The organism is Pseudomonas onubensis (genome assembly GCF_965653655.1).
In the GTDB taxonomy this organism is placed as follows: domain Bacteria; phylum Pseudomonadota; class Gammaproteobacteria; order Pseudomonadales; family Pseudomonadaceae; genus Aquipseudomonas.
Genome location: NZ_CBFHAZ010000076.1, coordinates 19,319 through 29,634 on the forward strand (window position 1 = coordinate 19,319; position 10,316 = coordinate 29,634).

9 protein-coding genes are annotated in these 10,316 nt (G+C 62.3%); 4 read left to right on the forward strand and 5 right to left on the reverse strand.

The features are described from left to right. Positions 1-112: 112 nt before the first annotated feature. Together ACTD9P_RS21390 and ACTD9P_RS21395 are read right to left on the reverse strand one after the other, a co-directional pair. On the reverse strand, positions 113-3,211 hold the full coding sequence (locus tag ACTD9P_RS21390) for a multidrug efflux RND transporter permease subunit (RefSeq protein ID WP_438869262.1): 3,099 nt from the start codon (positions 3,209-3,211) through the stop codon (positions 113-115). A gap of 6 nt (positions 3,212-3,217) precedes the next feature. Beyond that, positions 3,218-4,372: an efflux RND transporter periplasmic adaptor subunit gene (locus tag ACTD9P_RS21395; RefSeq protein WP_438869263.1), complete on the reverse strand. Its 1,155-nt coding sequence runs from the start codon at positions 4,370-4,372 to the stop codon at positions 3,218-3,220. A gap of 171 nt (positions 4,373-4,543) precedes the next feature. Here ACTD9P_RS21395 and ACTD9P_RS21400 point away from each other — a divergent pair, with 171 nt between their 5' ends. After that, a complete protein-coding gene (locus ACTD9P_RS21400; protein WP_017135033.1) occupies positions 4,544-5,245 on the forward strand; it encodes a response regulator in 702 nt (233 codons plus the stop codon). 3 nt (positions 5,246-5,248) lie between these two features. Continuing rightward, the gene (locus ACTD9P_RS21405) at positions 5,249-6,544 is read left to right on the forward strand and encodes an ATP-binding protein (protein ID WP_438869264.1); all 1,296 of its coding nucleotides are present in this window, start codon (positions 5,249-5,251) and stop codon (positions 6,542-6,544) included. A 6-nt stretch (positions 6,545-6,550) separates the two neighbouring features. Here the strand turns inward: ACTD9P_RS21405 and ACTD9P_RS21410 are convergent, their stop codons facing one another. The 3 genes from ACTD9P_RS21410 to ACTD9P_RS21420 form a co-directional block, all read right to left on the reverse strand. Next, positions 6,551-7,225, reverse strand: a complete 675-nt coding sequence (locus ACTD9P_RS21410) for an anti-sigma factor (RefSeq protein WP_438869265.1) — start codon at positions 7,223-7,225, stop codon at positions 6,551-6,553. Beyond that, positions 7,222-7,749, reverse strand: a complete 528-nt coding sequence (locus ACTD9P_RS21415; RefSeq protein WP_438869266.1) for a sigma-70 family RNA polymerase sigma factor — start codon at positions 7,747-7,749, stop codon at positions 7,222-7,224. The genes ACTD9P_RS21410 and ACTD9P_RS21415 overlap by 4 nt, the downstream gene beginning before the upstream one ends. Before the next feature lie 61 nt (positions 7,750-7,810). Beyond that, positions 7,811-8,332: a DUF3455 domain-containing protein gene (locus ACTD9P_RS21420; protein ID WP_438869267.1), complete on the reverse strand. Its 522-nt coding sequence runs from the start codon at positions 8,330-8,332 to the stop codon at positions 7,811-7,813. Positions 8,333-8,470: 138 nt separating this feature from the next. On the opposite strand from ACTD9P_RS21420, the gene ACTD9P_RS21425 reads away from it, so the two are divergent. Together ACTD9P_RS21425 and ACTD9P_RS21430 are read left to right on the forward strand one after the other, a co-directional pair. Continuing rightward, positions 8,471-9,250, forward strand: coding sequence for a class I SAM-dependent methyltransferase (locus ACTD9P_RS21425; RefSeq protein WP_438869268.1), 780 nt, complete (start codon positions 8,471-8,473; stop codon positions 9,248-9,250). Between the two features lie 82 nt (positions 9,251-9,332). Continuing rightward, positions 9,333-10,118: a sulfite exporter TauE/SafE family protein gene (locus ACTD9P_RS21430; protein WP_438869269.1), complete on the forward strand. Its 786-nt coding sequence runs from the start codon at positions 9,333-9,335 to the stop codon at positions 10,116-10,118. The last annotated feature ends 198 nt before the right edge of the window (positions 10,119-10,316 follow it).

The following is a 10,316-nucleotide window of genomic DNA, read 5'->3' on the forward strand; positions in this document are numbered from 1 at the left end:
GTTCGACGCTTCGACTTGCTCGCGAAAGCGGTGTGTCAGACAGCACATCCGATACTGACACACCGCTTTCGCGAGCAAGCCCGCTCCCACATTTTGATCGAGTTCGGCTGCGTTAATCCGTCTTGTGACGCCTGCGCACCAGCTTCATCACCACCACAAAGAACACCGGCACAAACACCACCGCGAGCGTCGCGGTGATCATCCCGCCGATTACGCCTGTACCAATCGCCTGCTGGCTGGCCGAGCTGGCGCCGGTGGCAATCGCCAATGGCACCACACCGAGGATAAACGCCAGCGAGGTCATGATGATCGGCCGCAACCTAAGCCGTGCGGCTTTCAGGGTGGCGTCGATCAGGTCCTCACCCTGGTCAACCAGGTCTTTGGCAAACTCGATGATCAGAATCGCGTTCTTCGCCGACAAACCGATGATGGTGATCAGGCCGACCTTGAAGAACACATCGTTAGGCATGCCGCGCAAGGCTACCGCCAAGACGGCGCCAAGCACACCCAGCGGCACCACGAGCAACACCGAGGTCGGTATCGACCAGCTTTCATACAACGCCGCCAGGCACAGGAACACGATCAGCAGCGACAGGCCCAACAGCAACGGCGCCTGGGAGCCGGACAACCGCTCCTGCAACGACAGCCCGGTCCATTCCTGGCCCAGGCCCGCCGGCAATTGGCTGACCAGGCGCTGGATTTCTTCCATGGCCTCACCGGTACTGTGCCCCGGCGCCGCCTCGCCGCTGATGGAGATGGCCGGGTAGCCGTTGTAGCGCGTCAGTTGCGCCGGGCCTTGGGTCCAGCTGGCTTCAACAAACGATGACAGGGGGACCATCTTGCCGGCGTTATTGCGCACGTTGATCTTCATCAAGTCCGCCACCTGGCTGCGCTGGTCGCCTTCGGCCTGCACCACCACACGCTGCATGCGGCCCTGGTTGGGGAAGTCGTTGACATAGGCCGAACCGATGGCCGACGACAACACATTACCCACATCGGCAAACGATACGCCCAAGGCGTTGGCTTGCTTGCGATCCACCTGCAACTGCACTTGCGGTGCTTCGGCCAAGGCACTTTCGCGCACGTTGGCCAGGATCGGGCTTTTTTCCGCGGCGGCCAGTAACTCCGTACGCGCTTGCATCAACGCGGCATGGCCGACGCCGCCACGGTCCTGCAAGCGGAACTCGAAGCCGCTGGAAGTGCCCAGGCCGTCCACCGGCGGCGGCAGAATCGCGTAGGCAATCGCATCCTTTAGCTCACTGAACGCGGCGTTGGCACGGTCGGCAATTGCCGAGGCCGAATCTTCGCTGCTGCGCTGCGACCAATCCTTGAGCGTGGTAAACGCCAGCGCCGCGTTCTGCCCGGAACCGGAGAAGCTGAAACCCATGATCATGGTGGTATCGCCCACCCCAGGTTCGCCGGCGTTGTGCGCTTCGATCTGCTCGGCCACCTGCACCGTGCGGTTCTTGCTCGCGCCCGGCGGCAGCTGGATATCGGTGATGGTGTAACCCTGGTCTTCCACCGGCAGGAATGAGGAGGGCAGGCGACTGAACATCCACCCCAGGCCCACCAGCAGCACCAGATAAATCAGCAGGTAGCGGCCGCTGCGCTTGAGGGCATAGGCCACCCAGCCTTCATAGCGGTCGGTGAGGCGCTCAAAGCGCGTGTTGAACCAGCCGAAGAAGCCGCCCTTGGCATGGTGTTCGCCCTTGGCGATCGGCTTGAGCAAGGTGGCGCACAGCGCCGGCGTCAAGGTCAGGGCCAGGAACGCCGAGAACAGGATCGAGGTGGCCATCGACAGCGAGAACTGCTGGTAGATCACACCCACCGAACCCGGCATGAACGCCATCGGCAGGAACACCGCCACCAGCACCAAGGTGATACCAACGATGGCGCCGGTGATCTGGCCCATGGCTTTTTTCGTCGCGTCCTTGGGCGACAGGCCCTCGGTGGCCATGATGCGCTCGACGTTTTCGACCACCACAATCGCATCGTCCACCAGGATGCCAATGGCCAGCACCATACCGAACATGGTCAGCACGTTGATAGAGAAACCCAGCAACAGCATGGTGGCGAAGGTGCCCATCAGTGCAATCGGCACCACCAGAGTGGGGATCAAGGTGTAGCGCACGTTTTGCAGGAACAGGAACATCACCGCAAACACCAGCGCCATCGCCTCCAGCAAGGTGTAGACCACCTTGGTGATCGAGACTTTGACGAACGGCGACGTGTCGTAAGGGATCTTGTACTCCACGTTGGCCGGGAAATAGCGCGACAGCTCGTCCATCTTCGCCCGCACCAGGGTGGCGGTGTTCAGCGCGTTGGCGCCGGGCGACAGTTGCACACTGACGGCGGTCGACGGCTTGCCGTTCAGGCGCGTGGAGAACTGGTATTCCTGGCTGCCGACTTCCACCCGCGCCACATCGCCGATGCGCACGGTGGAGCCGTCGGGGTTGGCCTTGAGCACGATGTCGGCAAATTCCGCCGGGGTCGACAGCTGGCCCTTGACCAGGATCGCGGCGGTGATTTCCTGGGTCTTGGTGCCCGGCAAATCGCCAATGCTGCCCGCCGAAACCTGGGCGTTCTGCGCGCTGATTGCGGCATTCACGTCGGCCGGTGTCAGGTTGAAAGCGATCAGCTTCTGCGGGTCGATCCAGATACGCATGGCACGTTCGGCGCCATACAGCTGGGCCTTGCCCACGCCGTCCAGGCGCTTGAGCTCGTTCATCACGTTGCGCGCCAGGTAATCGCTGAGCGCTACGTCGTCGAGCTTGCCGTCGTTGGAGGTCAGGGTCACCAGCAGCAGGAAGCCGGCGGAGACTTTCTCCACCTGCAAACCTTGCTGGGTCACCGCTTGCGGCAAGCGTGGCTCTACCGCTTTAAGACGGTTTTGCACATCCACCTGGGCCATTTCCGGGTTGGTGCCCGGCTGGAAGGTCGCGGTGATGGTGGCCGAGCCCAGGCTGCTCTGGGATTCGAAGTACAGCAAGTGATCGGCACCGTTAAGCTCCTGCTCGATCAGGCTGACCACGCTTTCATCCAGGGTCTGGGCCGAGGCGCCCGGATACACCGCATAGATCTCCACTTTCGGCGGCGCAACGTTGGGGTACTGAGCCACCGGCAACTGCGGGATGGCGAGCGCGCCGGCCAGCAGAATAAACAGGGCCACCACCCAGGCGAAAATCGGGCGGTCAATAAAGAACTGCGGCATGGCGGGTTATTCCTTGACTGGCTGGCCGGAGGCGGGACTGTCGTCCACCTCGACTTTTTCACCGGGGCGCGCGTGTTGCAGGCCTTCGACGACGATGCGGTCACCGGGCTTGAGGCCGCTGCTGACGATCCAGCGGTCCTCGATCACCGCGCCCAGTTCCACCGGCTGCTGGCTGATGGTTTGCTCGGCGTCCAGCAGCAGCACCATCGGGATGCCGGCGCTGTCACGGGTGATGGCGCGTTGCGGCACGCTGATACCTTGCTTGTCCACGGCCTGTTCAAGGCGCACACGCACAAAACTGCCCGGCAACAGGTCGAGGTCCGGGTTGGGGAATTCGCTGCGCAGGATGATCTGCCCGGTGCCCGGGTCGACGCTGATTTCGGCAAACAGCAGCTTGCCCGGCAACGGATACAGGCTGCCGTCGTCCTGGATCAGCGTGGCCTTGGCCTGGTCCTGGCCGACCTGCTTCAAGCTGCCGGAGCGGAAGGCGCGGCGCAGGTCATTGAGTTCGCGGGTCGACTGGGTGAGGTCGGCGTGGATCGGGTCCAACTGCTGGATGATCGCCAGCGGCGTGGCCTCGTTCTGGCCGACCAGCGCACCTTCGGTTACCAGCGCACGCCCGATGCGCCCGGAAATCGGCGCGGTAACGGTGGCGTAGCCCAGGTTCAACCGGGCGCGTTCGACTGCGGCCTTGTTGGCGGCGACTTCGGCGTTGGTCTGGCGCACGGCGGCGCGGGCGTTGTCGTAGTCCTGGCCGCTGATGGCGTTGCCTTCGACCAACTGGCTGTAGCGCTGCTCTTGCAGGCGCGCCTGGAACGCATTGGCTTCGGCCTTGCTCAGGTTGGCCTGGGCGCTGTCCAGGTCGGCCTTGAACGGCGCCGGGTCGATGCGAAACAGCACATCGCCCTGTTTGACGTCGTGGCCTTCCTTGAATACGCGCTGCATCACGACGCCGGCGACCCGTGCGCGCACTTCGGCAATGCGCGGTGCAGCAATACGCCCGCTCAATTCGCTGGTGATCGACAGGGGCTTGGCTTGCAGGGTTTCGATGCGCACTTTGGCCAGTGGCGCCTCTGGCGCTTCATCGGCCGACTGGCCACAGCCACTCAGGGCCAGCGTCAGGGCCAGCAGGCAAAACGGCGCAAACAGATTCTTCGACATGCTCATATCCCAATATTGACTGGCGCATCCTAAAGACACCTGCGCCGTGGTGCTGTGAAGCTGTGTAGGCCGTGTGTGAAGAAGTGTAAGGTGCGGCGCGCTGCGCGACGGGGGCGTATATCCTTGCACAATCCTGCAACACACCAACAAACTGCATTATTTGGAAACACCATGCCCAACATCCTCCTGGTGGAAGACGACGCCGCACTCTCCGAGCTGATTGCCAGCTACCTGGAACGCAATGGCTACCACGTCAACGTGCTCAGCCGTGGCGACCATGTGCGCGAACGGGCGCGCCTTAACCCGCCGGACCTGGTGATCCTCGACCTGATGCTGCCCGGCCTCGACGGCTTGCAGGTGTGCCGCCTGCTGCGTGCCGACTCGGCGGGCCTGCCGATTCTAATGCTCACCGCCCGCGATGACAGCCACGATCAGGTGCTGGGCCTGGAGATGGGCGCCGACGACTATGTCACCAAGCCTTGCGAGCCGCGCGTGCTGCTTGCCCGTGTACGCACCTTGCTGCGCCGCAGCAGTTTGTCCGAACCGCAGGTGGCCAACGACCAGATCGTCATGGGCAACCTGTGCATCGACCTGTCGGAGCGCACCGTGACCTGGCGCGAGCAGGCGGTGGAGCTGTCCAGCGGTGAGTACAACCTGCTGGTGGTGCTGGCCCGGCATGCCGGTGAAGTGCTCAGCCGTGACCAGATCCTGCAACGCCTGCGCGGTATCGAGTTCAATGGCACCGACCGCTCGGTGGACGTGGCCATTTCCAAGCTGCGCCGCAAGTTCGACGACCACGCAGGCGAGGCGCGCAAGATCAAGACCGTGTGGGGCAAGGGCTACCTGTTCAGCCGTTCCGAGTGGGAATGCTGATCGATGTTTCGTGTACTGCTGCGCCTCTACCTGATCACCATCATTACCTTCAGTGCCGCGATCTTCCTGATTCCCAAACTGGTGATTCAGCTGTTTGAACACCGCTACATGGACTACAACGTCGAACAGACCCGTGGCCTGCAAAAGCTGATCGTCAAGCAGTATCTGCGCGCGCCGGTGGAGCGTTGGTCGCACGTGACCGAGCAACTGAACCGGGATTTCGCACCGCTGCAAGTCAAGTTGCTGCTGCGCCAGGACGCCAGCTATACGCCTGAGGAGGAGCAACTGCTGGAGCACGGCAAGCCGGTGATCCGCCTGGGCGAGTGGGGCTGGATGGAAGACATCAGCTCGCCGATCAACCAGCAGTTTGCGGTGAAACTGAGCATCCCGCCGGACCCGCTGGACATGAACCTGTTGTACTGGTCGATGAACGTACTGATTGGCGCCGCCTTGCTTGCTTGCCTGTTGTTCTGGCTGCGCCCGCACTGGCGCGACCTGGAGCGCCTGAAAAGCACCGCCGCGCAATTGGGCAGGGGGAACCTCAGTGAGCGCACACAGATTCCCGCCAGCTCCAACATTGGCAGCCTGGCGTCGGTGTTCGACACCATGGCCGATGACATCGAAGGCCTGCTCAACCAGCAGCGCGACTTGCTCAACGCCGTGTCCCATGAACTGCGCACGCCGCTGACGCGCCTGGACTTCGGCCTGGCCCTGGCGCTGTCCGAAGACTTGCCCCAGGCCAGCCGCGAGCGCCTGCAAAGCCTGGTGGCGCATATTCGCGAGCTGGACGAACTGGTGCTGGAATTACTTTCCTACAGCCGCCTGCAAAACCCGGCGCAGTTGCCGGAGCGGGTCGACGTGGTGCTCGATGAGTTTATCGACAGCGTGCTGGGCAGCGTCGATGACGAACTGGAAAACCCCGAGATCGTCATCGACGTCGCGCTCGACTGCGCGGTGGAGCGTTTCAGCCTCGACCCTCGTCTCACGGCAAGGGCGTTGCAAAACCTGTTGCGCAATGCCACGCGCTATTGCGACATGCGCATCCAGGTGGGGGTCAAGGTGTGTGCCGACGGCTGTGAAATCTGTGTGGACGATGACGGCATCGGCATCCCCGTGGAGCAGCGCGAGCGTATCTTCGAACCCTTCTATCGCCTCGACCGCAGCCGCGACCGCGCCACCGGCGGCTTTGGCCTTGGCCTGGCGATCAGCCGGCGCGCCATGGAAGCCCAGGGCGGCACCTTGACGGCCCTGGCCTCGCCGCTCGGCGGGGCGCGGTTCCGGGTGTGGTTGCCCAGCTAAAACCGATCAAAGCACTTTGACCGCGCGGCCGATGGCCTGGATCGGCCCGGTCGGCTTGCCGGTCGGCGAGCCCTGCGGGTCTTCCAGGGTCAGCTCGAACAGCTGGTTGGGCGTGAGCGGCGGCAGCTTGTCCAGCGGCACCGACAAGGTTTGCCCAGGCTTGACCAACCCCAACGAAACCGGAGCCTGCCAGCCGTCGCCTTTGGTCCAGAATTGCAGGGCTTTGTCGCTCGGTACCTGCATCACGGCCAACGGAATCAGTTGGATCTGCTGATTATGGCTGGCCTGGATCACCCAGCCGGGCGCCTGGCTCTGTGGCGCTACCAGCACCACCACAAAGGTTGGTTCTGCCACGGGTGGGCGGGTCAGCAACAGCGCGGCCAACACCAGAGTGGTCACCAGGCCAGCGCCGGCCAACCCACGCCAGAGTGCCAGCAGGTTCCACCACGGCACGTCAGTATTCTGGTTGGCCGTGCTGCGTTCGATGCGCCGCCACAGTTGCGCGGACGGCGGCACAGGCTCGGCCAAGGCGGTCAGCGGCAGCAGGCGCTGCTCCCAGGCATCCACCGCCGCACGCAGCTCGCTGTCATGTTTCAAGCGTTGCTCGACCTCGGCGCGTTGCTCGGCGGGCAAGGTGCCCAACACATATTCGCTGGCGAGTTCATCCAGTGGGTTGCTCATGCCATGCACTCGCGCAGTGCGACGAGGCTCCGTTTGATCCAGGCTTTGACGGTGCCCAGGGGCGTGTCCAGTTTCCGGGCGATTTCGCTGTGGGAATAACCGTCGACATAGGCGTGAAGAATGCACGTGCGACGGGTCGGGTCGAGTTGTTCCAGGCAGCGGTACACCTGACCTTCTCGGGCGCTGAATTCGAAGCTGTCATGGGCGGCGGCGATCTGCTCGTGTTCATCACTCAAGGCCACCTCCCGGTAATGATTGCGCACGGCATTGAGCGCCAGGTGCCGGGTGATGCTGAACACCCAGCCCCGCGCCGAACCACGGCTTGGGTCGAAACTGTCAGCGCCGCGCCAGACCTTGATAAACGCGTCATGCACGACATCCTCAGCCAGGGCTTTGTCGCGCACAATGCGCAACGCCACGCCGAGCAAGCGGCTGCTGTCCTCGGCATAGAGTTGGCGCAAGGCGCGCTGGTCGCCACGGGCACACGCCGCCAGGCAGGCTTCATAATCAAACAAACACGGCATCCTTAAAAAGGCTGGGTCCTGTGGCGAGCGCACTCGCCACAGGCAGCGTAGCCGAGTTTGCTCAGTTGGCCGCCCAGAAGATGTAATCGGCCTGGTACTTCACCACGGCCTGCTGGCCTTTGTTCGCCGCCGTGCATTCGCTGCTCGGCGCCACGCCGCCTTTAAGCGCGACCCGCTGGATATAACTGACGCCGCTCATGGCACCTTTACCTTCGGCCGGGTTGGCCTTGACCAGTTGATAGGGCAGGTTGCCGGCACTCGAAGGCGCTACCGCCAGTTGGGTGCCGGTGATTTTCGAGCCGTCCTGGGCTTGCCAGGTGGCGGGCGGGCCGAAGTAGTTGCCCACCGGCTTGCCGCTGCGGTCATTCAACACGGCTTTGGGGCCGACAAAGAACCATTCGGTCTGGCCGACGGCGTTGGCTTTGTCGCGGCATTCGTAGGTGATTTCGCCGACCCCGGTGGTTTCCATCGCAATCTTGTGCCCATCCGGCACCTTGATGCTGTCAGGCAAGCCGGTCTGGGCGAAAGCCGCAGGCGCGACGGTGAGTGCAGCCGTGAGGCAAAGCAGTGCTTTTGCGTTCATGGGTAGTGCTCCATTTGAGTAAAAAGCGGGGTGACTGCAAGGACTACACGCCACACGCACGATTGGATGCACGGATTAGAAAATAAACTTCAGAGGGCGCACACTGTGCGCCCCGCTTTACCTGAGGAGAGAGTCGCAATGACCGGTGTTCACACGTCTGCTCAACAAGGTTTTTCGACCCAGGCCGTCACCTACGCCCAAGGTCGGCCGGATTATCCCCGCCAACTCACCGGCTGGCTGACCGATACACTGCGGATCAACCCACAGTCGACCGTGATCGACCTGGGCGCCGGCACCGGCAAGTTCACGCGCTTGCTCAGCACCCTGGCGCCCAGCCTGATTGCCGTCGAGCCGGTCGAGGCCATGGGCGCGCAATTGAGCAAAGTGTTGCCGGATGTGCGTTTGCTCAGTGGCACCGCTGAAGCTATCCCATTGCCGGATGCCAGCGCCGATGCGCTGGTGTGTGCGCAAGCCTTCCACTGGTTCTCCACCGAGGCCGCACTGGCAGAGATCCACCGCGTGCTCAAGCCCGATGGCCGCCTGGGCCTGGTGTGGAATGTGCGCGATGAATCGGTGGATTGGGTTGCGGCCATCACCGAAATCATTACCCCCTATGAAGGCGACACGCCGCGGTTTCATACAGGGCGTTGGCGCGAAGCCTTCACGGGTGAGTATTTTTCCGCACCTGAAATGAGCTGTTTTGCCTATCAGCATGTGGGCAGCGCCCAGGAAGTGATCATGGATCGCTTCCTCTCTGTGAGTTTCATCGCGGCGCTGCCGGCGGCGCAAAAGGCCACGGTGACTGAGCAATTGCGCCAGTTGATCGACACGCACCCGGCGTTGCGCGGGCGTGACACCGTGGCGTTTCCGTATCAGACCCAGGCCTACGTCTGCCATCGGCTGGCAGAAAAAGCATAAAGTCAGATCATATTGATATAAGTCGTTATAAGAAAAATCGCTATCCTGCGGCCAGAATTTTATAAGGCCGCGGGTAGTTGTAATGGATGTGGGCAATGTTGGTTTTGTAGTCGCTGGCCTGATCGTTGGTTTTATCGTCGGCATGACCGGTGTCGGCGGCGGTTCCCTGATGACGCCGATCCTGTTGTGGTTCGGGATCAACCCGGCCACTGCCGTGGGCACTGACTTGCTGTACGCCGCCATCACCAAGTCCGGTGGTGTGCTGGTGCACAGCAAAAACAGGAATATCGACTGGACCATCACCGGCTGGCTGACCTTGGGCAGCGTGCCGGCGGTTTTGCTGACCCTGTGGTTCCTGGCCAGCCTGCACACAGACCCCAGCGCGATGAATGCGGTGATCAAGCAGGCGCTGGGTTTTGTGCTGCTGTTGACGGCACTGGCGATACTGTTCAAGAAAAGCCTGCTGGCGTTTGCTCAGCGACATGCCGGTGATGATTACCACATGAGCCCGCGTAACCTCAACGCACTCACGGTGCTCACCGGGGCGATCCTGGGCACCATGGTGGCGTTGACCTCCATTGGCGCGGGTGCGCTTGGGACTGTGGCGTTGTTTATCTTGTATCCGTTCCTGGCCACGCGGCGTTTGGTCGGTACCGAGATCGCCCACGCCGTGCCGCTGACCTTGGTGGCGGGCCTGGGGCATGCCAGCATGGGCAATATGGATTGGCACTTGCTGGGCTTTTTGCTGATGGGGTCGTTGCCGGGGATTTACCTGGGCAGCCACATGACCGGCAAGGTCCCGGACGGCGTTTTGCGACCGTGTCTGGCGATTATGTTGATGACTATCGGGTATAAGCTCGCGTTCTGAGTGGTACACAGGTCAAGTGTGGGCGCTGGCTTTAGGTGTGCATATCCATTTCTGCGGTAACGGCTGATATTGGTTCCGCTCTTACAGCGGGTCACTTTTGTAAAGACACAAAAGTAACCAAAAAGTCTTCGCCCCAACACTCGGTGCCTCGCTATGGCTCGGCATGCCCGCAATCCGCCAGTGATTTGGGGGGTCGCC

Coding starts and splice junctions, on each gene's coding strand:
- ACTD9P_RS21395 (WP_438869263.1), bottom strand. CDS start 4,372: ATGTCGAAGAATCTGTTTGCGCCGTTTTGCCTGCTGGCCCTGACGCTG.
- ACTD9P_RS21420 (WP_438869267.1), bottom strand. CDS start 8,332: ATGAACGCAAAAGCACTGCTTTGCCTCACGGCTGCACTCACCGTCGCG.
- ACTD9P_RS21430 (WP_438869269.1), top strand. CDS start 9,333: ATGGATGTGGGCAATGTTGGTTTTGTAGTCGCTGGCCTGATCGTTGGT.
- ACTD9P_RS21390 (WP_438869262.1), bottom strand. CDS start 3,211: ATGCCGCAGTTCTTTATTGACCGCCCGATTTTCGCCTGGGTGGTGGCC.
- ACTD9P_RS21400 (WP_017135033.1), top strand. CDS start 4,544: ATGCCCAACATCCTCCTGGTGGAAGACGACGCCGCACTCTCCGAGCTG.
- ACTD9P_RS21405 (WP_438869264.1), top strand. CDS start 5,249: ATGTTTCGTGTACTGCTGCGCCTCTACCTGATCACCATCATTACCTTC.
- ACTD9P_RS21415 (WP_438869266.1), bottom strand. CDS start 7,749: ATGCCGTGTTTGTTTGATTATGAAGCCTGCCTGGCGGCGTGTGCCCGT.
- ACTD9P_RS21410 (WP_438869265.1), bottom strand. CDS start 7,225: ATGAGCAACCCACTGGATGAACTCGCCAGCGAATATGTGTTGGGCACC.
- ACTD9P_RS21425 (WP_438869268.1), top strand. CDS start 8,471: ATGACCGGTGTTCACACGTCTGCTCAACAAGGTTTTTCGACCCAGGCC.